Origin of the sequence: Bradyrhizobium frederickii, from assembly GCF_004570865.1 — a bacterium.
Classification (GTDB): domain Bacteria; phylum Pseudomonadota; class Alphaproteobacteria; order Rhizobiales; family Xanthobacteraceae; genus Bradyrhizobium; species Bradyrhizobium frederickii.
Map to the genome: position 1 here is coordinate 1 of NZ_SPQS01000047.1, position 22,201 is coordinate 22,201.

At 58.7% G+C, this 22,201-nt stretch carries 18 protein-coding genes; 14 read left to right on the plus strand and 4 right to left on the minus strand.

Annotated features, from left to right (window positions below):
• From E4K64_RS37380 to E4K64_RS40805, 5 genes are all read left to right on the plus strand, one after another.
• Positions 1–235 (plus strand): integrase core domain-containing protein (locus E4K64_RS37380; RefSeq protein WP_135161597.1); only part of this gene is annotated, 235 nt, incomplete at its 5' end.
• Between the two features lie 956 nt (positions 236–1,191).
• Positions 1,192–1,419 carry a hypothetical protein gene (locus E4K64_RS37395; protein ID WP_126262032.1) on the plus strand — a complete coding sequence of 76 codons (228 nt, stop codon included), beginning with the start codon at positions 1,192–1,194 and terminating at the stop codon, positions 1,417–1,419.
• A 659-nt stretch (positions 1,420–2,078) separates the two neighbouring features.
• Complete coding sequence (locus tag E4K64_RS37410) at positions 2,079–2,336, plus strand: hypothetical protein (RefSeq protein WP_126262029.1); 258 nt, start codon at positions 2,079–2,081, stop codon at positions 2,334–2,336.
• Between the two features lie 256 nt (positions 2,337–2,592).
• Positions 2,593–3,177 (plus strand): hypothetical protein, encoded by a 585-nt coding sequence (locus E4K64_RS37415; protein WP_135167524.1) that lies wholly within the window; start codon positions 2,593–2,595, stop codon positions 3,175–3,177.
• Between the two features lie 12 nt (positions 3,178–3,189).
• Positions 3,190–3,525 carry an SIR2 family protein gene (locus tag E4K64_RS40805; protein ID WP_164719137.1) on the plus strand — a complete coding sequence of 112 codons (336 nt, stop codon included), beginning with the start codon at positions 3,190–3,192 and terminating at the stop codon, positions 3,523–3,525.
• Positions 3,526–3,721: 196 nt separating this feature from the next.
• On the opposite strand, the gene E4K64_RS37425 is transcribed toward E4K64_RS40805, so the two are convergent.
• Both E4K64_RS37425 and E4K64_RS37435 read right to left on the minus strand, forming a co-directional pair.
• Positions 3,722–4,939, minus strand: coding sequence for an O-antigen ligase family protein (locus E4K64_RS37425; RefSeq protein WP_164719136.1), 1,218 nt, complete (start codon positions 4,937–4,939; stop codon positions 3,722–3,724).
• 1,315 nt (positions 4,940–6,254) lie between these two features.
• Positions 6,255–7,496: a glycosyltransferase family 4 protein gene (locus E4K64_RS37435; RefSeq protein WP_126262025.1), complete on the minus strand. Its 1,242-nt coding sequence runs from the start codon at positions 7,494–7,496 to the stop codon at positions 6,255–6,257.
• A gap of 537 nt (positions 7,497–8,033) precedes the next feature.
• On the opposite strand from E4K64_RS37435, the gene E4K64_RS37440 reads away from it, so the two are divergent.
• The 3 genes from E4K64_RS37440 to E4K64_RS37450 all read left to right on the plus strand — a co-directional run bounded on the left by E4K64_RS37440 (position 8,034) and on the right by E4K64_RS37450 (position 13,763).
• Complete coding sequence (locus E4K64_RS37440) at positions 8,034–8,909, plus strand: hypothetical protein (RefSeq protein WP_126262024.1); 876 nt, start codon at positions 8,034–8,036, stop codon at positions 8,907–8,909.
• A gap of 13 nt (positions 8,910–8,922) precedes the next feature.
• The gene (locus E4K64_RS37445; protein WP_235884935.1) at positions 8,923–11,418 is read left to right on the plus strand and encodes a glycosyltransferase; all 2,496 of its coding nucleotides are present in this window, start codon (positions 8,923–8,925) and stop codon (positions 11,416–11,418) included.
• A gap of 86 nt (positions 11,419–11,504) precedes the next feature.
• The gene (locus E4K64_RS37450; RefSeq protein ID WP_347338656.1) at positions 11,505–13,763 is read left to right on the plus strand and encodes a glycosyltransferase family 2 protein; all 2,259 of its coding nucleotides are present in this window, start codon (positions 11,505–11,507) and stop codon (positions 13,761–13,763) included.
• Positions 13,764–13,819: 56 nt separating this feature from the next.
• Here E4K64_RS37450 and rfbD read toward each other — a convergent pair whose 3' ends face one another.
• On the minus strand, positions 13,820–14,773 hold the full coding sequence (rfbD, locus tag E4K64_RS37455) for a dTDP-4-dehydrorhamnose reductase (protein ID WP_126262022.1): 954 nt from the start codon (positions 14,771–14,773) through the stop codon (positions 13,820–13,822).
• Positions 14,773–15,327 carry a dTDP-4-dehydrorhamnose 3,5-epimerase gene (gene rfbC / locus E4K64_RS37460; protein ID WP_126262021.1) on the minus strand — a complete coding sequence of 185 codons (555 nt, stop codon included), beginning with the start codon at positions 15,325–15,327 and terminating at the stop codon, positions 14,773–14,775. The genes rfbD and rfbC overlap by 1 nt, the downstream gene beginning before the upstream one ends.
• A gap of 111 nt (positions 15,328–15,438) precedes the next feature.
• Between rfbC and rfbA the strand changes: the two genes are divergently transcribed.
• The 6 genes from rfbA to E4K64_RS37490 all read left to right on the plus strand — a co-directional run.
• Positions 15,439–16,317 carry a glucose-1-phosphate thymidylyltransferase RfbA gene (gene rfbA / locus E4K64_RS37465; RefSeq protein WP_126262020.1) on the plus strand — a complete coding sequence of 293 codons (879 nt, stop codon included), beginning with the start codon at positions 15,439–15,441 and terminating at the stop codon, positions 16,315–16,317.
• 22 nt (positions 16,318–16,339) lie between these two features.
• A complete protein-coding gene (gene rfbB, locus E4K64_RS37470) occupies positions 16,340–17,407 on the plus strand; it encodes a dTDP-glucose 4,6-dehydratase (protein WP_126262019.1) in 1,068 nt (355 codons plus the stop codon).
• A 55-nt stretch (positions 17,408–17,462) separates the two neighbouring features.
• Complete coding sequence (locus tag E4K64_RS37475; RefSeq protein ID WP_126262018.1) at positions 17,463–18,326, plus strand: class I SAM-dependent methyltransferase; 864 nt, start codon at positions 17,463–17,465, stop codon at positions 18,324–18,326.
• Positions 18,327–18,329: 3 nt separating this feature from the next.
• The gene (locus tag E4K64_RS37480; RefSeq protein ID WP_126262017.1) at positions 18,330–19,283 is read left to right on the plus strand and encodes an alginate O-acetyltransferase AlgX-related protein; all 954 of its coding nucleotides are present in this window, start codon (positions 18,330–18,332) and stop codon (positions 19,281–19,283) included.
• Positions 19,284–19,629: 346 nt separating this feature from the next.
• Positions 19,630–20,616 (plus strand): glycoside hydrolase family 71/99 protein, encoded by a 987-nt coding sequence (locus tag E4K64_RS37485; protein WP_167772436.1) that lies wholly within the window; start codon positions 19,630–19,632, stop codon positions 20,614–20,616.
• Between the two features lie 430 nt (positions 20,617–21,046).
• Positions 21,047–22,201, plus strand: a 1,155-nt coding sequence (locus E4K64_RS37490; protein ID WP_235884936.1) for an IS5 family transposase, incomplete at its 3' end; no start/stop codon positions are given.

Sequence of the window (22,201 nt, forward strand, 5' to 3'; positions counted from 1 at the left end):
CATCAGTATGGACGGCCGGGGCGCCTGGCGGGACAACGTGTTCGTTGAGCGGCTGTGGCGCAGCGTCAAATACGAGGAGGTGTATCTGCGGGCCTACGACAGCGTCAGCGACGCTCGCGCCTCGATTGGCCGCTATCTGGACTTCTACAATTGCCGCCGTCCACATTCGAGCCTTGACGGCAGCACACCGGATCAAGCCTACTTCACCCCGCTGCCGCTCCGCACGGCAGCCTAACCCCGGCAGAGGCTCCACTTATCGACGCGGATATTCTGTTCAGACAACCGGGGCCAGCTCAATGGGCTCAACCGGACATTGGATGAGACGGGGGCAACAAGCGAAGCGCAGCTCAGGCGGGACTCAGTTCGCCCGGATTGCAAGCTTCCTTCTGAACGGAAGGCGTGATCCCAACTACTATCCTCTCCACTGTCGGCTAGGCCAAGGGCGTCTCTTCAGCAACGGCGGTTCAGGCGTTCGAAAGGAGATCGATAGCCTGCAGCTTGGCATCGTACTCTTCGTACGTGCCAAGCACGATCTGGCCAACGGCCAAATTGTGCACGGAATCGATGACTGAGGGAGAGTCGTAAGTCAGAGAAACAGGACCCGTGAATAATACTTCTTCGCCCGACTCATCTCGCCCGAGCGTTCGGTCGGTGCATTACTTGACGAGCTGTGAGAGCCCTGCCTCTCTCCCCGCGATATGTTTGCATTCCGCTGGCTGACTATGATCGCGTTCGCCAAGCTACAGATCGACGCACCGGCTGAAGCAGTCAACTCGACTGGTTCCATCGTGGCATTGAAGCCAATCGGAATTATCCCATAGCGCATTTTGGGCTCGCCACGGTACTGGCGCTGCTCGGTTCGCTGGATGACGCAAGGGCCGCCGCGAGGGCCGGATCTTTGCTTGATCCCAGCTTTACGATCCGCCGCTTTCGTGACGGCGCGTCGAGTGATAATCCAACCTACTTGGCTAAACGCGAACGAGTTTATCAGGGCATGCGAATAGCTGGGGTGGCGGAAGGGTGATGTCGGAGATGAGGCCACAAGCGTGAACGGCTATTACTTACCCGAGGGGAAGCTACGGAAGCCGCGACAGTTCGGGGAGGTTTGAGGCCGTATCACAGGATTGATCGATTTGTTGCCTATCCATGTTGGTGCGGAGAACACACCGCTATCATGAGAGGATCGAGATATTGTCGTTCAGCAAGCCCACGTTCTTTGGCGACCCATGGCTCGACGACGAGGGCACCAACGTCGTGCCGTTCGAAAGCCCGTGTAACAGCATATATCTCGCTGTCGGCGACTTCGGCCTGGCCAAGATCTTCGACATCAGCCGGTTCGTCGCGGCCCTCCCACGCTGCGCGAAGACGTGCCCAAGCGAGGAATTCCGACTCCTTCTCGGGGGTGTGGGCTCTCGCTGACTTCGGTTACATCGCCCTATGAGCTGGCCGGCGGCAGTGCCTGGCAGGACATCATTCGCGGCTGCGACCTTGGCTTTCGGGCCGCGATTGCGGCTGTCGTTCGTTTGATCACTGTCCTCAGCCGTACCGTGGCGGCCGGAGCTGCTCCAGTCCATCCTCGATCACTCGGAGGTCTTCAAGTAGAGAAGATCGCGACTGAGCCGGGTTGGTGCCGGATGTGGACTGTAGTGTTCCCAGCAACTGGCCGCAAAGTTCTCGCATATTCTCCAGGGCTTGCCGGTTCTTCAAACGTACATAAGCGGAAACGATCAATTCGACGGTTGTTGGCAATGGGTTGCTCCGAATACAAAGCTCTAAAATACGTTGCATCGTAACCCGTTCAAGATAACCTGCAAGACCGCTCGATGAACACGTTGTCCATCCAGCGCCCGCGACCGTCCATCGAGATCCTGACGCCGGTGGCGGCCAACGCGCCGGTGTAGGCGGCGTCAACAGGTAAGGGCGTCCAGATCGGCGAGCGGTGGCATGAAGCCGAGCTTGCTGCAATCGCATGGATCGCGAAGATCGGCGAGAGGATAACGCGCACTCAGGCCGTGCGTCGGCTGGTCGAGCTCGGGCTGAAGACGAAGAAGTGAGCAACTGAACGATTTGAGGTGACCATGAAGCTGCTGATCGCGCTAATCACGCTGTTCTTTGCGAACGGCGCTTTTGCTCAAGCTGCTCCACCCAGAGCAGCAAAGATGCCATCCACTCATGTTAAGTCGCAGGCGCCGCTGGGTTGTAAACTAGTCGGGACGGTCAGAGGCGCGAAGATCTGGGCAGGTGATTGCGTTGCTGCGACACCAGTGGACACGCCAGCGCCGTCATCACCGCCCGCCCCGTCAGCCGAAGGCGATGCGCCCGCAGAGAAGCAGTGATGGGCTCAAGCATCATCAATCTGCAATATCGGTGCAATTGTCCGCCTCTGCCGGCTTCAGGATGTGCGCAGCACTAGCTTGCAGATGTGGTGGGAATACGGGTGGTCGGCGTTGACCTAGCGTTGAATCTGCTCCACGGGCAAGACCCCGCACATGCGGCAGCAGATAGTGCCGTGAAGGCCAATGCTTTATTCACCCCTATTATGCGCACCGGAAAGCTGCTATTTGGCAAGACTGTCCACGATTGGCGATTGCTATGACCTGTTTCCTTCTGACCGGCGCAGGCTTTTCTTACAACTGGGGCGGCCCTCTTGCTTCCGAGGTCTTTGAACAGATCTTAGCCGACAAAAACATCGATACGGTCTCGCGGGATCGACTGTTCGATTCAGGCGGTCGTTTCGAAAGCGTAATGGCCGAGCTACAAATTTCGAAAGACGCGGAGGACCAGAGGCGTGCCGATGCGGCTGCTGACCTCAGTGTTTGGCATCTTCAACCACATGAACAACAGTTTCATTATAAACAGTTCGAGTTCGAGAACCCGCCCAGCGTCCAGCACTCTGTCGCTGCGTTCCTTAGCCGCTTCCATGTGATATCTGCGCTCAATCAAGAGAGCCTGCTCGAACAACACTACAATCCAATATTCGGTACGCCGCAGAACTGGTCTCGTCTTTATCAGCCGGGAATGAGACACCCATCGACATTCAGGCCAAGCGGAACCCGCCAAGACAAGTTCGCTCCCGTGGAGCCCAATCCGCCTTTCACTACTATCCCAACCAGTGGTGCCCAACCTTACGTGAAACTCCCATGGATCGGTGAATTGGGTCGAGTCCAACATGGGTAGCGCATTCTCATCATGGGAGGGGAAAAAGCCGTAAGCATTGGTCTATACCCCAACCTGAAATGGTATCATGATCAATTCCGCGGGATACTTCTCAGGCGATCGGCCCGACTGCTGATAATCGGTTACAGCTTCAGTGACGCCCATATCAATGACGCGATCGTGGAAGGGCTGGCGAACGGTCTGAAGATCTCTATTGTTGATCCCTACGCGCTCAGTGCGCTGAAGAGAGACCCGCGGATCGAGAAGAAGCGCTCGGAATCGGTCATAGGTATTTCAACGCGGCCTCTCACTGCGACATTCGGGGGCGATAGAAACGCTCACGCGCAAATCTCGCAGTTCTTCGCCTAGGACGTCATTAGCGCCAAGCCATAGCCTAATTGAAGTCAGTTGGATGAACGCGAGGTAGCGACAAGTTTGTCGTAGCCCGTGCCACCGCGACATTGCTTGATCCGGTTGAAGAACCGCTCAACTCGACAACTAGGAGAAAACGTGAGAGTTGAAGGGCTGGTGGGCAACACCGAAGCAGCCTTGTGCAGCTCATCGGTCACTCCAGGCGTTTGCCTTCTCCCTGCCCGCTGAGAATGCCAACTACAAACACGTACAGCCAGCCTTGATAAAAGTCGAATAGGTGAGAGTTGAAGACCGAGCTCGCAATGTTCTGAACGACGGCAACAAAGCCGATCAATGCAAGGAAATTCCCATTCGGTCCCATCATCCCTGCACGGAACAGCCAGAGATGAGCCCCCCACATTCCAAAAAGAACTATGCCGCCGAGCATTCCCCATTGGATCGCGACGGCAAGCGTCTGATTATGCGGGTTGTCAACTACCAAACCCGTCAGGCCATCATGTCCCGCCGCCGCTGCAGCGAACAGACTTCTGGTCGACCCGGTCCCGCGCCCGAGAACCGGTGCGGAACGCACGAAGCCGATCGACTTGCGCCAAAACTCGAGACGCTCGGCGCCTCCAGCTGGATAACCGTCAGCGGTGAACACAGCGTTCGCGCGATAGCTGTCGATTTCCTTGAACAGACGAGTCGTCTTCGTTTGCAGATTCGGTGACGTCGCCAGCAATCCGGCCGTTAGCGCGCTGATCCCCGCGAACAACGCAAGCAGCGACCATCCTTGAACATAGCGCAATGCAAGCAGCGTCAGCATTATCGGCAAGTAGATGAAAGCGGTGCGCGCGACGTTGACGAACGCGAGATTAGCAAGAAAGGCGGACGACACTGCGCAAAGAAGAAGCGCCTTGTTTCGCAGTCCGTTACGCAGGGACTCCGCGGCAAGCCCAAGCAGGACGACCGCGATGAGAACGAATCCCTGACTTTGGTCGATATAGTTCTTGACTGGGACTCCCGCCTCCCTCGCTCCGATCAGATGGAAGACTTCGGGCGAGATGAACAAAACAAACGAGAATGCCAGCAGACCCAAGCTGGAAGCAACATAGGTCACGAACACCATCCGGGCGCAACCCGATTCTCGAAAATGCAGGGCGAGCGGTAGCACCCAGAGCAATTTTCCGACCTTCTCGAACGCATGCAATCGGTCCGACCACGGCACCTCATGGGCCCAGGTCACCCCGATTGCAGCAATTCCGAAGAGCGCGACCGGAAGCGCGTAGGCAGGTCGCGTCCAATCTTTAGTCAACTCGAGCGGACCGTACGTGATCAGGACCATGAGCAGTACGGGGATCGCCAAGATGGTTGTGGCGGACGTGGACCACGGAAAGGCCGCAGCCAGGATCATGATGGTGACATCGATCACGCGCATTCGAAGGACGCAGGCTTGACGTTCCTTCGGCCCACTCCAAACGAAAAAAAGGAGCCTAAGCTGGGAGCCGGTTACCACAATTTGGAGCTTTATAATTATCGATCCGGGCGTCGGGCTGTTTGGGCATCATTCTAGGTCGTAGCCCTCAACGGAAATAAAGCAAGGGAACGGCACTTTCGGGACGAAATCAACCAAAAGTAGATGTTGCCGCCTCCCGTCACACCTGCCGTGTCGGCGGGAGCCGGAACCAAAGGACCCTGGCTGCAGCAGTTCAACAGCGCAAATGCCGGTTCGTGGACACGCGGCCTCCTGATCCGTCGGCGCGTCGCCCGGTGATGACCTTGCCTTCTTCACCACCTGGTGCCCTGCAGGAACACCTAGACTAGTTCACGTGCTGATTTGAGTAAGAGGAAAACACCTCCATCGCTCAGGCTGTGAGGGTGTTGAACGGACTTCACGCACCTTCTTAAAAGGACCTCACGCTCTTTGCCGGGGGGCAAGTGCTCTGCGCGGGCTCCTTCGATGAGCCGTTCGCCCAGTGTTTTATGCTGCTTGAACCTGAGGCGCTTCATGGGCGTTGTTCCGTGATGAACTCGCTGTACTCCAAAAACGCCCTGGAAGTTCAGACGTTCGATAGAACACCGTAGGCTCATGCATCGAAGCGTGCTACTACCTGAATCGAGGGGGATCGCGCTAACGTTGGCTGGATCGCGCCCTTGGCCCGATCAATCCGGCCCCTCAGATCCGATGAATGACTCGCCGACGCGCGGCGACCCCAGGCGCGCCTTCCCAGCAGCCCCACCCGCTGCACTATTCCCATAGCGCCCACAGCTCCGCAGCTTCGTTCAATCCGGCTTCTATGAGGTCGCACGCCAAACCGGGCGCGCGGCTCGCGCCTGCCACGCGACCTCACAGAACCCTCAAGATTCTGACGTCGCGATTTTTCCTGATTCGGTCAGGTGAAGCGCGCCGGCACGTATGGTGTGGGGTCGATCGCGGGCTTTTCGCCTGTCATGAGTTGCGCGAGCAGTTTTCCGCTCATGCCCCGTCTAACTAAGCACGTCGTCCCCGAGATCGGGGTCCATTTCAACGCATCGCGTTGATCTGGGAAAGTTGCGATGCTCAACGCGGCGCGTGCCGAAGCTCGCCAACGTTCAGCTGAACTGTCGGCGCTGCGCACCTCCGGATAGTTTTGGCGCGGCTCCTGTGGAGATGGCGGGCTGGCCACAATTACACGGCGCGTGAGATTGCAGGTCTGGTCAGAAGTGCGGCTCATTCAGCCGGCTTCGCAACCGGTCGGCGCGTAGGTTCAAATGCCGCCCGGAGGAGGCGCACCCCGTCTTTGATTCAGAAGAAGACGCATCCGCGGCACACAGACCTGCTCCGCATCATAATGATCGATCACGTAGTGGCGGGCGGTCGCGCGCAGCTCGGAGAACCTTGCCGGCTGTGCCAGCGCTTCAATAATCCGTTCGGAAAGCTCGTCCACCGCGAAGAATGGTACAAGCAAACCGTTTTCCCCGGAGCGGATGATTTCACGTACTGGCGCCGTGTCAGAACCGATCACAAGGCATCCCGCGCTCATCGCTTCCAACATCGACCAGGACAGTACGAAGGGATACGTAAGATAGACGTGTGCGGATGAGACCTGAAGGGCGGCAATAAAGGTGTCATACGGGACGCCGCCCACGAAATGTACACGGGACAAGTCGAGGCGATCACGCACTTCAGCAAGGAATGTTGCCTTCCAGGTCGTGCCCGTCGGTGGCGGCAGACCGTAGGAGACGCCGGTCCTGCCGATGACGATGATCTGCGCGTTCGGCCGGCGTCTCAAGATCTCCGGCAGTGCCCTCATAAAGATATGGTAGCCCCTTAACGGCTCGAGATTTCGCGCGACAAACGTCACGACCTCGTCGGAAGGGCGAAGGTACTGGCCATTCGGTAGTGTCAGGCGCGCATGGGGGTCCGGCCGCATCCGCGCCGTGTCGATGCCCTCATGGATCACGTCGATCTTGCTTTGATAATGTGGGGGAAAGGTCGATTTTTGCCATCTCGTTGGCGAGATCCCCATTTCGCAATCCTCGAGCGCGAGCAGAGTCGTCGCATTCTTCACATCAAGACCAATATGGCCATCAACTCCGGGCACCGGAAATTCCGGGTCAAACCCGACGTCACGCCCCTCGGGCCCGTAGAAAAATTCGCAATAGATGAGCAAACGTGCCTTGGGAAACATCGTACGCAACGGCAGCGTCTCGCCCCACCCGGGATGGGCGAGAATCAGATCCGGCGAAAACCCGGACGTCTGTAAGCTCGAAAGACTGTACAGCACCTGCTCTGCGCGCCGGCACTCAAGATCGAAGCGTCGCGCAAACGGATGCGTTCCCGACACCTCAGCTTTTGGAAGTGCATATCGGATCAATCTTACGGATGGCATCGGTCTTGAAGTCGGCGCGCCGATGGCAACGAGCTCGAAGCCAGGCTGCCTGGCCAAGGCAGCCGCTATGTTGCGGTATTGAGCCGGAAAATTGTTGTGAACGAAAAGAATTTTCATCGGCAAAAGCTCTGGGCGTGATCAACGCAAACAGGTGCGTCCGGCAGTTCCCGATCCTAAACTGCTGTATCACTGTCAGCCCTCGCGGGCATGAAGTGTATTTTGCTGTCACAGATTAAGTGAACGTGACAAACGCATGACAGCTTTGGTTGTTTCCCTGCCGTGTTGTCTATGATAAGCATGCTTACATGCGCGTTGAACTGTGAGCATCCTGATGAGCACCAAACAATTCCGCGTCAACTCTGAGTCACGAAGCCGCCGTCCCTACTTGATCGACGCCGATGATAGCGCGGGCGTTATCGTGCTATTGAGGCACGAGAATGACAGGCTTCGTCAGATTGCTCAACGCAGAAACCGAATACATGCGCCGATCTCTGTTGCCGCCAGATTGCCGTCCCGCCGTTCGCTTGAGAAGCGTTCCCTAAGGCGACTTGTTCGCGGACCGGTTCGTCGGAGCGACGCTCCGAATCTCACGGGATCACGCAACACCGTCAAGCGAGAAGAAAAATCGTTGGTTCAGCGAATGTGATTGGAGCAATGATGGACGATGTTGAGCAGCAGAAAGTTGTAAGTCTAGATCGGGGACTCTTCTTCGTGAGCTACAAGAGCGCGGACGATCTCGCCTCGCCGCCGCACGTGACGGTTGTACCGGCGCAGGGACATGAAGGGTGCATGGAGCTCATCATGCATCCCGACGCAACCGAGCCGACACTTTGGGAGCCGAATTCGGGCCTGATGGTCCGGGTCAACACACCCGGCACGTTGCAGATCCAGGTTCAGCCGATGCGACCCGGGGGATCGCGCGCGGCCATGGTTCGTATCGAACCGATTCAGTCCGGCCGAGCGCCGCTCGCTGCGCAAGGTGAGAGCGCGGCCACGCACGCAAACGTTGCACTGGACGGTCTCAAGATCCTCGGCCACGTCGCAGGTCGCGGCGATGTTGTCGTCGCGCCTAACGCTTGGATTGCAGGTCCAACGGCCCCATCGCGCATCGAAGGAATTGCCCTTGAATGGCCGGAGAAGCCGGCGGGTCTCGACATTCGCTATGCGGTCCAATTGCCAATTGGCCAGGCCGGGAGCGGCAAAATGGTGTCGCTCGGGTCCTATGCCGGCACGCGTGGACGAGCCTTGCCGATTACAGGCGTCGTGCTGGAAGTCAGTGGCGCCGCAAGATTCGAGTTCGTTGCGGAAGCGACGTTCTTGAACGCGCCGACCTTGCGCGCCGTCGGCAAACGCGTCGTTCTATCAGGGCCGACCAGCCGCGAGCCTCTGGTTGGCATTCGCATCGGCGTCAACCGGTTAGCAGCCCCGGACAATGTCGTCGTTCCCGCAAAATCGTCACGAAAGCCGGTCGGCTCCAGCCGGGTCCGCGTTTTCCGCAGCCGGGCGCGCCAAGAGAGCTCCATCGGCTAGGAGCAATGCGAAAATGGAGCCGCGTAGCGTGGGTGAGCGATCGGCTGGGTCCGACGACAATCGCAAGTTTCGCGATGTTTCCTTCCTCGTCGGGCCTCACGCGCATGTCGCGCTCGAACGTCTCGCAGCAGAGGCGTTGACCACGCAGGAGTTCGCGACGGCGCTCAAATACGCCGATCGACGCATTCGAGTTTTGCCTCCACCAGCAGCTCACTGCTTCGTTCTCCGCGCCGAAGCCGCTTGGAGGCTTGGACATAGCGAAGCTGCGCTGTCCGACCTTGCGCGGGCGCTTCTTGTTGATCCTTATGATGTCGGCGCCAACCGCCGGATGCTGGTGTGGGCTGCCGACGAACGGCGACTGGCCGCAGCCGCTCAACTAATATGCCGCGAAGGCAATCCGGCCGTCCTTCGAGCTGCCATCACCGAGCTGCGGCGTGCCGGGGGCCGCCATTGGGCGGCCTGCTCTGTGTTCGACAATCACGTGACGGGCTGGGTCGCCTGGACGAACGCCCGTTCGGTCGAAGTGAGCCTTGCAACCGAAGACGGCACGCTGACGAGCATTCTCGAACCCAATCCGTTTCATCCCCTGGCGAGCGCGGATGTGCAGGCAACAACCTTCTTAGTTCGGCGGCCACCGTCCACGACATCTCAAATCGTGACGCTGAGATGCGGCGAAGACCTCGTCCAGGTTCGACGCGTGGCGTCCAATCTCAGCTCGACGATGACCCTCCGAGCCGCTCGCGATCCTTCCATCAGATCCGGACCGAACGTCGACCTGCCGACCGTTATTGTCCCCGTCTATGCGGATGCGCGGGCAACGATCGAATGCTTCGAGAGCCTCGACAAGGCAAGGCGTCCACGAGGAACTGATAAGGACGCGTTTCAGGTTCTCGCCATCGACGATGCCAGTCCGGAAGTGGAGCTGCAGCGCCATCTGAGCGAGCTTGCGACGGCAGGCAAGATTCGTCTCCTCGTAAACCCAGTCAATCTCGGCTTTGTCGGCGCGATCAATCGGGCGCTGAACGAGATCCAGAGGGGCGACGTAATACTGCTCAACTCCGACACGCTCGTTCCGCCCGGCTTCGTCGATCGCTTAGCCGACGTGGCATATTCGGCGCCAAACATCGGAACCGTCACACCACTTTCTAACAACGGCGACATCTTTTCCTTTCCAACGCCGAACGACGTTAATCCGATGCCGCGCTATGACGAGATTGTCGCAATCGATCGCGTCGCCAGCGTAGCTAATGCGGGGAACGCGATTGATGTCGCAAGCGGCATCGGATTCTGCCTCTATGTTACCCGCGCCTGCCTCGGCAGTGTCGGCGAGCTCTCGGACAATTTCGATCGCGGTTATCTCGAAGACGTCGATCTCTGCCTCCGCGCGCGGACCAACGGCTTCCGGAATGTTTGCGCGCCGTCGGTCTATGTCGGACATCATGGCTCGAAATCTTTTCAAGAGGAGAAGCGCGACCTCGTGCTTCGCAATCTCAGCGTTTTGGACCGGCGCTTCCCGGACTACCGGGCGGAATGCCGCGCCTTTGAAATCGCCGATCCGTTACGGCCGGCGCGCGCAGCGCTTGAGCGTGCGCTGCCATGGCCGGCTGAGCCATCGGTACTAGTTCTCGCGAGCGAGCGGACCTGCCCTGCGGTAACCGACGCGCTGATACGCCATCTCCACCTGCATAGCGAGCGCACGGTCCTGCTCTCGCGGGACGACAACGTGCTTCATCTCCGAGCTGCCGGCGGACATTTGCCGCAGACCACGCGTTTGAGACTCGATACCGAGGTAGATATCGCCAACGCTGGCGACGTCCTGAGACGGCTATCCCCAATGCGTGTCGAGATCCTTGAGCCAAACCTGCCGTCGCGGCTCATCGAGCTGATCCGGTGCCTCGATGTTCCGATCGATCGCTGGCTGATATCGGAGAGTATTGGCGAGATTGCTTCCGTACCCTCCGACACGGCTCCACTTCTCGTTCCCAGCAAAACAGCCAAGGCCTATGCACAAAGCAGGTGGCCCGATCGCATGATCGTGCTGCATGACTGGCCCACATGTTCCCTGACACTGCCGCCAATCTCCGCCAATGATAAATCCCTTGCAATCGTTCCCTCGACGCCAACGCTCGCTTGCCTGCAAATGATACAAACATTGGCCGATCGTCTGTGGCGGCGCAAACCATCGCTACCGATCGTCATCGCCGGGGCGACCTGCGGCGATCATCGCTTGATGTCGCGGCCCAATATCTTCGTCACGGGCGCGATTGCCGCAGACGAACTTGGCGATGTTCTGAGACCACATAATCCGGGCTGGATCCTGACCGATTTTGAGCGGCCCGTCTTCGGCCATCCACTCGTCGAGACCGCCAGACAGGCGACGAGGCCAGTCGCCTACCGTGACTGGTCCGGCGGCGCACTGAAGCCCCGCAAAGGCGACCTTGCCATTTCTGCCATTGTGAACGCGGCGGCGCTTGCCGATCTCGTGGTCGACTGGGTCACGCGGTCCTGAGCATGTCGCGTCTCTCTCGCCACCCATCTGAATCGTCGATCAGACCAAAGCTCGTCAGCCGGCTCGAGCTCGCTCGCGATGGCACGTTGTCGGGCTTCGTCTACGACGCTGAGGCGCCGGAGCGCCGCTATAGCGTCGAGATTTTGCTCGACGGCCTGGTGTTCTGCACAACCTATGCCGACGCCTTCGTTCCCGAGCTTGCTGAACAAGCGCACCAGGCGAGTTGCGGATTCGCAATCACGATTGAGCCCGAGCTGCTGCGCGCCGCACGCACCCTCGAGGCCCGCCTCGCCAATCTCGACACGCCTGTCGGCCAACCGGTCGATTTGGAGAGCGAGCACGCAAATCACGCCGATCTGCGCAAGACGTGTCAGTTGCGCTGGCTCGGCGGGCTGCGTTTCCAGGGCTGGATCGATAGCGACTCCGCGCTCTTTCTGGAGGCAATCGTGGACGGAGAGGTTGTCGCCCAGGTTAATGCAACCGCCTGGACGCATGTGGGCGAAGCTGCGGCACACCGGAATGCGCGCGCTCTTGATTTCCACGTCCCGCAACGCTTTGCCGACGGGCGCGTTCACCGCATTTCGTTGCGCAGGGAGGACGGTGAGCCAATTCCAGCGACGTCCGTCTTTGTCGCCTTTCCCGACGGCCTTGCCGGAATGATTGACGCGCTCGGCGGTTACGGTGCCGAGCGCCTGCGCGGCCAGTTGTATGATCAGCTGATCCCCGCCTCGCTTCCGTTTTCCGACTACGTGAATTGGCGCGATCGCTTCCCGCTGCCGATGCCGCGAGCAAGTGGCCTTTCGCTCGCGGTCGTCGTCGCCGGCGCCCCCGGCGCAGAGCAAACGCTTGCCGCGCTGGAGACCCAGATCCATGAAAGCTGGACGGCAGGCGTGATTGACGGGGAGCCACTCTCTGTCGACAGCGACGCTCTGTTGGAGTTTTTGGACGGCGCCGCATCCGATTCACATCACGTCGTCATCGCGATGGCGGGTGTGGTGCTCGAGCCGAATGCCCTGGCCCGCATTGCCGCAGCATTCGGCGCCTATCCGGATACGATCGCACTGTACGGCGACCTTGATTTTCTCGCCGAGGATGGCCGGCTCTGGCCGCTGGCCTTTCCTGCATTCGACTACGAAAGGATGCTGGAGCAAGGCTATTGTGCGCATCTGTTTGCTGTTCGACGAGACACCCTGCTCGCCGGCCTTGAGGCCCGTCCCGACAATCTTTACCGCCTCTTCAACTGCCTCCTCGATCACGCTGGTCCACGTCAGGAAAACATTCTTCATCTGCCGGGAGCACTGGCGACGCTTCCTAAACTCGATCGAACGAACGCCAGCCATCGGCTTGCCGCGGCGAGCCAAATGCACCTCGACGCACGTGCCGTCAGTGCCGACGTGACCCCGCAGGAAGTCAACCTTTTCCCTGCGGTTCGAATTGGTCGAGCGATTCCGCGCCAGCGCGTGACAGTGGTCATCCCGACCCGGGACCGGCTCCCAATCTTGCGCACCTGCATCGACAGCATCGCGCCGGCGGTGGAGTGCTGCCGCGCAGATATTCTTGTGGTCGACAATGACAGTGTCGATCCCGAGACGATCGCCTATCTTGCAGGCTTGGCGAGACGCGGCGTACGGACTTTGCCGGTCGAAGGTCCCTTCAATTTCGCGAGGCTGAACAATCGAGCCGCAGCAACACTCGATAGTGACGTACTCTGTCTCCTCAATAACGACATCGAGGCGAGTTCCAAAGACTGGCTCGAGGAAATGCTCACGCGGCTCGCCGAGCCTGATGTCGGTGCGGTCGGCGCGCTCCTGACTTGGCCTGGCGGCGTCGTTCAGCATGGCGGTGTCGTCTTGGGAATGAATTTTGCGGCGACTCACGCCTTTACCGACAGATTCGGTGATGATTCCGGGTTTCTCGATCAGCTTCTTGTCGCGCACGAATGCAGCGCCGTGACTGCGGCCTGCCTCGTAACAAGACGTAGCGACTATCTTGCCGTTGGCGGGATGGACGAGTCGCGCTTCGCGGTCGCCTTCAACGACGTCGACTATTGCTTACGGTTGCGCCAAGCGGGCAAGCGGATCGTTTTTACGCCGCATGCGAAGTTAGTTCACGCCGAATCAGCTAGCCGCGGGCGGGACGATCGCGCCGACCGGCGCAGCCGGTTCGAGCATGAACTTGATCTGCTTCGGGCGCGCTGGGGTGAATGGCTCAACCAGGATCCTACATACAATCCGCAGCTCTCGCGCGATGGGATTCCCTACAGCGGCCTCGCCTGGCCGCCCGGACCACGCGCCCCTCGCTACAATCATCTCGAACCCGCGCGCGACGTGCCGTTGGGGTTCTAAGGCGGCGCCTCATCGTCCTTCAGGCCGCCGCGCGCCCCCTTCGCTCGATCCGCCGTTCAATCAAAATGGGCTCGCTGCTGGAACTGGCGCGCCGGCCCGGCGCGTGCTGCTCTTTCTTGCAAGGCAACGAAATCGTCGAGCTCGAGCGATAACGCCTCCTGCCAATTCGGCGTGGTCACTCCAAACTGTCTCTTCAGGCGCGACAGGTCGAGCCGCGAATTGCTGGGCCGTATCGCCCGAGTCGGGAAATCGGCCGTGGCGATCGGAATGACGCTTTCCGCCTTGAGTCTTAGGCCGCGCGTCCTGAGGCCGGCGACGATCGCGCTCGCAAAGCCATGCCAACTGGTCTCGCCGGCGCAGACGAGATTGACCACGCCGCCTTTGCGCGCAAAGAGCTCATTTAGGTTCGACAGATTTGGCAGCACGATATCTGCAATGGCGTTGGTGATCGTTCTCGCAGAGGTCGGCGCGCCGATCTGGTCAGCAACGATACGCAGTTCTTTGCGCTCCGTCGCAAGCCGCGCGATCGTGCGTAGGAAGTTGGCTCCTTGGGCGGCGTAGACCCAGGAGGTGCGTGCAATCAGATGCGGACCGCCTGCTGCGCAAATGGCGGTGTCACCCGCGAGCTTGCTCGCGCCGTAGACCGACAACGGCCCCGTTGGACTATCCTCGCGCCATGGCGCCTCCCCAGAGCCGTCGAAGACGTAGTCTGTGGAAAAATGCACCACCGGCACGCGACGCTTCGCAGACCATTGGGCGATCACCTCGGGTCCCCCGGCATTGATCCGGAATGCGAGCTCGCGCTCGTCCTCGGCACGGTCCACCGCGGTATAGGCCGCGGGGTTGACGATGAGATCCGGCTGAAGCGTGTCGAGTACCCCGACGAGTCTGTCAGGCTTCGACAAATCGAACTCATTGATGTTAGGCGCGATGATCGTTCCGAATCGAGCCAGGAGTGGTTGTAATGCACCTCCGACCTGCCCGCCGGTTCCCGTCAACAGTATCCGCATCAGACTTGCCCATACAATGGAAGGTTTTTGACGTCGGCAAGCAGCGGCGCGTCCGCGTCCTTGGCCGAGAGCGACGGCTTTTCGTTACCCCAGTTGATACCGATCGCCGGGTCGTCCCAGCGGATCGAAATCTCGTTCTCCGGACTATAGAAATCATCGCATTTGTAGAAAAGGTCCGCGGTCTCTGAGAGCACCAGGAAACCGTGCGCGAATCCCCGCGGAACCCATAGCTGCCGCCGGTTCTGCTCGCTCAACTCGACGGCAACGTGACGTCCGAAATTCGGGCTGCCGACGCGGGTGTCGACGGCGACGTCGAGCACCTTGCCCCGCAGCACGGCGGCCAATTTGCCCTGGGTAACCGAATTCTGCAGATGCAGACCCCGCAGAACGCCGTAACGCGAACGGGACATGTTGTCCTGCACGAAGGGCCGCGTGATACCGTATGTGATGTAGCGAGTGAATTGATAGCTCTCCACGAAGAAACCACGGTCGTCGCCGAAGAACTTGGGCTCGATGATGAGAACTTCGGGAAGCTCTGTCCGGACCACATTCATTTCGGAGCACTTCGAATTTGCCGAGCCCACCCCCGATCTCTCGGCGTCGGCACGAACTTGTACTCTTCACATTATATGTTATGATTATGATAAGTACACTGTGAGGAGCAAATGAAAGGCATCATTCTCGCAGGCGGCAGCGGCTCTCGCCTCTATCCCGTGACGACTGTCGTCTCGAAGCAACTTCTGCCGGTCTTCGACAAACCCATGATCTACTATCCCCTCTCCACGCTAATGCTCGGCGGAATCAGGGAAATTTTGATCATCTCCACGCCGCAGGATCAGGCGCTTTTCGAACGACTGCTCGGCGATGGCAGCGAAATCGGCTTGCGTTTCTCCTACGCGGCGCAAGCGACGCCCCGCGGACTTGCCGACGCGTTCATCGTCGGCCGGCATTTCATCGGCGACGATCCGGTCGCCCTTGTGTTAGGGGATAACATTTTCTACGGGCACAGCTTGCCTGGAATGTTGACTAAGGCATCTCTGCGCAATAAGGGCGCTACCATATTCGGTTATGTCGTCAACACACCCGAGGAATATGGCGTGGTCGAGCTCGACCAGGCCGGCCGTGCGCTTTCCATCGAGGAGAAGCCGAAACAGCCGAAGTCCAACGTCGCGGTGACCGGCCTCTACTTCTACGACAACGACGTGGTGGACATTGCCGCACGCATCAAGCCGTCGGCTCGTGGCGAGATCGAGATTACGGACGTTAACAAGGCCTATATGGATCGAGGCGATCTCTACGTGGACGTGCTCGGTCGCGGCTTTGCGTGGCTCGACACCGGTACGCATTCCTCTCTCGTCGAAGCCAGCCATTTCGTCCAGATCCTCGAGCAACGCCAGGGCCTGCGCATCGCCTGCCCAGAAGAAATCGCGTTGCGACAGGGCTACATTACGATTCAAGCGTTCGAACGTGTGGCCGCGAAAACCGCCAAGAGCAGCTACGGCGAATATCTACAATCTGTCGCACGCGCGCACAGAGCAGCCTGATTCGGCACACGGAGTAGAGATCATGCGTTTGAAGGGGGTGACCATCTTCGTGACGGGCGGGGCCGGGTTCATCGGCTCCGCGGTCGTACGACATCTCCTGCGCAACAGCCACGCACGCGTCGTCAACCTCGACAAGCTCACCTACGCCGCGAACCTTGGTTCCCTGCCCGGCGCGACGGAAAACCTCAAATACGCCTTTGAGAAGCAATGCATCTGCGACGCGCCGGGTCTGCGCCGACTGTTCGAGCACTATCAGCCCGACGCTGTGTTGAACCTTGCCGCAGAGAGCCACGTCGACCGCTCGATCGACGGCCCCGGCGAATTCATCCAGACTAATATTGTGGGAACGTTCACACTGCTCCAGGAGGCCCTACGCTACTGGAGGACGCTATCTCCGGACAAGCGGGCGCGGTTCCGCTTCCAGCATATCTCCACGGATGAAGTGTTCGGCTCGCTCGGCGAGGAAGGCTTCTTCACGGAAACCACGCCCTACTCGCCCAATTCACCCTACTCGGCAAGCAAGGCCTCATCCGACCACTTAGTGCGCGCCTGGCATGAGACCTACGAGCTGCCCACGCTCCTGACCAACTGCTCGAACAATTACGGCCCCTATCACTTCCCCGAAAAGCTGGTCCCGCACATGATCATCAAGGGCCTGGCCGGAGAGCAGCTCCCCGTCTACGGCGACGGAAACAATGTTCGCGATTGGCTCTATGTCGAGGATCACGCCAAGGCCCTCACACTCGTGCTCGAGCACGGAGCCGTCGGCGAGACCTATAATATCGGTGGCCGGAACGAGCGCACCAATCTCCATGTGGTTGAAAGCATCTGCGATCTCCTCGACGAGATTAGTCCGGGTCAAACCGGGCGGCGCCGCGATCTCATCACCTTCGTCGCCGACCGCCCCGGCCACGATCGCCGCTACGCGATCGACGCCTCGAAGCTCGAACGCGATCTCGGCTGGCGCGCGGAGGAGACTTTCGAGACCGGCATTCGCAAGGCCGTGCACTGGTACGTCGATCACCAGCCGTGGTGGCTGGCGATCCTTGAGCGCGGATATCAGGCCAAGCGGGTTGGACTCATCCAGTAGCCTGAGCGAAGCAGCTTTCTGCTCAAAGACCGGCGTTCGCTCAATCGAGGAAGAGATGCACAAAACCGAGATCAACAAGATATATGAGACATATGCACCCCTAACCGACCAGGAATGGCGGTCCGATCTGGTCAGGAGCGTCAGAGAACCTTCGATACGAGGCATCGCCTTTCCCTCGTTCCCGTCAGCGGACCTGCAGCGCCATCTGCAAGGAAACTCCAATGAGATGGCGATCAGAGGCGCGCTCAGCTTTCGTGACCACTGCGTCAGCGTCTTGAACGCCAACGGCGCCCCCCTCTCCAAGGATAGCATCCTGATCGACTTTGGAACTGGCTGGGGCCGCATCGCGCGCGCTTTTATGAGGGATGTGCCTGCGGCGAATATCTATGCGGTCGAACCGTTCGACTTCATCGTCGAAGCGCGCAAGGCGAACAGCTATATCAGCTTCGTCAAAACCGATCCGTTGCCACCGCTCCCGTTCCGTGACGGATTTGCGACCCACTTCGTCACTTGGTCGACTTTTTCACACTTTAACCAGCACTATTTTGATCGGTGGATTTCCGAAATTGCCCGAGTTCTCAGACCAGGTGGCATTTGCTTCATAACGACTCTCGGCATTCGATTCTTGGAGGACCTGAAGGAAGCACACCGAAAGAAGATCAATGGTCAAGAAATACACTTCTGGATTGATCTCATTCTGAAGCGGCTTCCCAGTGACGCGATCGACGCCGCAATATCGAAAGTCAGGTCCGGCAATTTCTTTTGGCTGCCCTCGGACTCAGTGGCGCGCAGCGAGTTTGCAGAATGCTTCGTTACGGACAGATATCTCTCCGATAAGTTCTCCAATCTATTCGCTGTCATCGACTATGCTGATCACGGACAGTTGGCCCAAGATTGCATAGCACTGAGACGAAAATAGAGCGTGGTGCCACAGCTCTCAAAAGACGTTTTCGAGGGAGACGACGGCCATCTCTTCTTAGTCGGTGGCAGCAACGACGTCGCCCGTCTTTTCTCCGAATCCGACCACAATCTCCAATTGATCTGTTCTGCATGGAAAGCTCTCCTGACCAGCAGAAAGAGAGCTGCTACGGATAAAGGAATCAAATATCTTCACTGCTTTGTTCCAGACAAACTTTCGATTCTCAGGACGAAGGCACTCGCCGTCACCTCTCAAATGAGATTTCCGGCCGAAATCCTGGAAGAAAGCGGTGATGCCGAGTTGCGCGGATTCTTGGTGCCGCTAACCAAGTATCTCAGAAAGCAGGCAGGCAACTACGAAGTATTCCATCGAACCGATACTCATTGGACGGTGGAGGGCTGTTTCAGCGCCTATCAGATGCTGTGCTCATACATGGTGATACCGCAAAAGGCAGATCTGATCATGCGGAACGCACCAGCCCGCGAGGGTAGCTGGGATCTCGGCTCGAAGTTGACGCCCAAACGGTTCGAGACGATCCGGTTCGGACGTTTTGGCATTGGCGCATCCCGGGTCGAGGCCAACGATATCGTGACCGCGCGTGAAACCGGCCAAGTGCCGAACGATCTGTTGCTGCACGTCGGATCGATCGTCGAATATCGCAATGAAAGACACCCTCTGGCGAAAGTGCGGATTCTCGTGTTCGGTGATTCCTTTTTTGAGTATCGGCCTCATATGCTCACCGGAATGTTTGCCGAGACTGTCGATGTCGTGATGTTTGTCTGGTCGTCCGCCATCGACTGGAAATTGGTCGACGAGTTCAAGCCGGATATGCTCTTAACGGAGGTTGCGGAGCGATTTGTTCGCGTCGTGCCCACGGATGACGTCGATATCAGGCGACATGCGACCGACAAACTTCAGTCTGTCTTGCGTTCGCAATCCGAACGGAGAGCATCATAACCTGACACGGGAACCGCACATGACTCCAAGCGTGGAACAAACTCCAGAGGTGCGAGTTTTGCCCCTCACGTTCTGCGAGGCGTTTGCAGCTTGTTATGGAATGATCAACAGCCGCGTGGACGTTCTCCAAGGCAAATGAATGGCCCCGCCCATCTGGTCGTAACCGCAGATGTCAGTCATCTCGTACCTATCAACGCGTCGGACTCTTCTGCGAGGGTTTTTCGCCAGCCTTCTGCTTCCCACCCGCAGTTACCCAAAAACTCGATGCCCGATCTTCGGAGCCATAAGGTGGGACGCACAATACTGCGACACGAGGGGGGAACCCTGTTATGAAGAAGAAAAAGCTTTGAGTCCCCAACACTGGCAGTTTCGTGCGCCGCTCCATAGCCGTCTGACCGATTCCAAAACGTTGCAATTCAACGCTACCGAGGCCTCGTTCGACGAAGAGATACGGGTCGCTCATGCGGCCGGTCTCGGCTATTGGGCATATCTAGCGTACGGCAGAGATGGCAAATTGGACCTCGCGCACTCGATGATGCAGGGGCTGAAGTACCATCGTCGAAGCGGCATTGCCGATCAGATGAACTATTGTCTGATAGCGACCTTAGACACGCTAGGTCGCGCTAACGGATTCGACGAGGCGACAAAGCGCATTCACGGTCTCTTTTCGGACCACAACTACCAGAGAACGCAGGACGGCAGACCGCTTCTGTTCCTCTACTACCTCGATGCCCTATTGCCCTCATACTGGAATGGTTCACTCGTCGAGCTCGGGAAATCGATGTCTCACCTGCGAAATCAGACGACTTCTTCGGGTGGTAAAAACCCCTACATCGTGCTTCTGCACGCACCGCCTACTACAGCTGAAACGGTCCGAAAGCAGATAGCCGTCGATGCCATTTCGGCATATGGGATAACTTTCGGGCCAAACAGGTCTGGAACCTATCCCGAGCTCCAACGGCACGTAGAACAATATTGGGAAGATGAGTTGGCCCACAGTTCGGGCAGTGTGGTGCCGACCGTCATGGTCGGTTGGGACTCGCGGCCGCGAAAGGAGACCCCTCCCGCTTATGACAAACGGGATTACACGCGCATCGACAAGCGTGCGCATGTCACGATCGCAACCCCTAGCGAGTTCTCTTTCGCCTGCCGACAGGCGTCGCGCTTCATGTCGAACCATCCGGACCGATGCCCCTATCAGATTGCGCTGATCTATTCCTGGAATGAATACAGCGAAGGTGGAGCACTAGCCCCGACTTTGGGTGATTCGTCGGCCTCAATGTTGAGAACTGCTAGCGAGGTTCTGAAGGCTTGTCGCACGGGCGAGAACTAAACAGCACACGCGGCTCCCGGTCCACGACGGCAGCCGCAATCAGCCTCGGCTTTACAAATCAGTCCGTACGATAGCAATAGCTTGCAAAATACCGAGTCGCGCGTCGATACATCCGGCAACGAAGCGATCACTCGTCATTGTACGCACACGCTTCCGCTTACGACCGGCCCGTCGATCTGGAACGAAGGATCTGCCGCAATGCTCCCGCACGGCATCATTGCGCTGATTTGTACTCGACGCCGGAATGAGTGATCAGTTAGTCGGCCGTGAAGAACCTGCCAAGCCATTGGGCGGGAGTCGATTTTGGGAACGGAGCGAGGTTTGAGATTGCCAGCTTTTTGGGTTTGAAGGCCGGAAAGCCTGCAATTTCATTCTTTGCGATTTCCTCGAATCGCGGGTCGTGATTCCGTGGGTCGCATCGGAGGGGACGATGCGACCGAAGGAACGACGGGACAGCGGACAGGCCGATCTCCTGCGCTCACGGCTGGACGCGATCATCGACATGAACCATGCGCTGGTGAAGCTTTCGCGGACGATCGACTGGTCGTTCCTCGCGGAACGGTTCGGCGCGGTCTACGAGGACAAGCCGGGCCGGCCGCCGCTGCCGACGCGGCTGATGGCGGGATTGGCCATCCTCAAGCACACCTACGACCTGTCCGACGAAGTGCTGTGCGAGCGCTGGGTGGAGAACCCCTATTACCAGTTCTTTTGCGGCGAGGAGTTCTTCCAGCACCGCCTGGTGTTCGACCGCTCCTCGCTGACGCGCTGGCGCCAGCGCATGGGCGAGGAGAAGCTGCAGGCGCTGCTGCAGGAGAGCCTCTCGGTTGCCACCAAGACCAAGGCGATCAAGCCAAGTGACCTCAATCGCGTCATCGTCGACACCACGGTGCAGCCCAAGAACGTGATGTTCCCGACCGACGCGCGGCTTCTGAACCGCGCCCGCGAGATCCTGGTGCGGCTCGCAAAGGGAGCCTGCATCAAGCTGCGTCAATCCTATGGGCGGATCGGCAAGTTCGCGCTGATCAAGCACCAGCGCTATGCCCACGCCAAGCAGTTCAAGCGCGCCAATCGAGCCTTGAGGACGCTTAGAACCTATCTCGGACGCGTCATCCGCGACATTGGTCGCAAGCTCGAAGGCAATGTCGACTTGCTCCATCAGATCGCTCTCGACCGTATGCTGATACTGGCGCGACGGGTGCTTGACCAGAAGCAGCACCAACGTGGCCCAAAGGTCTATTCGCTGCACGCGCCGGAGGTGGAGTGCATCGGCAAGGGCAAGGCGCACCGGCCTTACGAGTTAATGGCATGGACCACGCCCGCTCCCAGCGGCAACGTGGAGTCCGGCGGGGCAACAGCAGGAGCGCAAGCCATGTCGAATACGAACATTGTCACGATCGGTATCGATCTCGGGAAGAACACATTCCATGTCGTCGGTCTCGATACCACAGGCGCAATCACGCTACGCAAGAAGCGGTCGAGAAATCAGCTTGACCAGTCGCTGGCCAATGTTCCGCGTTGTCTGATCGGAATGGAGGCGTGTGCAGGCGCACATCATCTGGGTCGCAAGCTCGAGAAATTTGGCCAT

What these genes read in the sequence shown, in the direction of transcription:
- E4K64_RS37445 (WP_235884935.1), top strand. Translation starts at nt 8,923, where the DNA reads ATGGAGCCGCGTAGCGTGGGTGAGCGATCGGCTGGGTCCGACGACAAT.
- E4K64_RS37475 (WP_126262018.1), top strand. Translation starts at nt 17,463, where the DNA reads ATGCACAAAACCGAGATCAACAAGATATATGAGACATATGCACCCCTA.
- E4K64_RS37415 (WP_135167524.1), top strand. Translation starts at nt 2,593, where the DNA reads ATGACCTGTTTCCTTCTGACCGGCGCAGGCTTTTCTTACAACTGGGGC.
- E4K64_RS37435 (WP_126262025.1), bottom strand. Translation starts at nt 7,496, where the DNA reads ATGAAAATTCTTTTCGTTCACAACAATTTTCCGGCTCAATACCGCAAC.
- rfbC (WP_126262021.1), bottom strand. Translation starts at nt 15,327, where the DNA reads ATGAATGTGGTCCGGACAGAGCTTCCCGAAGTTCTCATCATCGAGCCC.
- E4K64_RS37410 (WP_126262029.1), top strand. Translation starts at nt 2,079, where the DNA reads ATGAAGCTGCTGATCGCGCTAATCACGCTGTTCTTTGCGAACGGCGCT.
- rfbB (WP_126262019.1), top strand. Translation starts at nt 16,340, where the DNA reads ATGCGTTTGAAGGGGGTGACCATCTTCGTGACGGGCGGGGCCGGGTTC.
- rfbA (WP_126262020.1), top strand. Translation starts at nt 15,439, where the DNA reads ATGAAAGGCATCATTCTCGCAGGCGGCAGCGGCTCTCGCCTCTATCCC.
- rfbD (WP_126262022.1), bottom strand. Translation starts at nt 14,773, where the DNA reads ATGCGGATACTGTTGACGGGAACCGGCGGGCAGGTCGGAGGTGCATTA.
- E4K64_RS37440 (WP_126262024.1), top strand. Translation starts at nt 8,034, where the DNA reads ATGATGGACGATGTTGAGCAGCAGAAAGTTGTAAGTCTAGATCGGGGA.
- E4K64_RS40805 (WP_164719137.1), top strand. Translation starts at nt 3,190, where the DNA reads ATGGGAGGGGAAAAAGCCGTAAGCATTGGTCTATACCCCAACCTGAAA.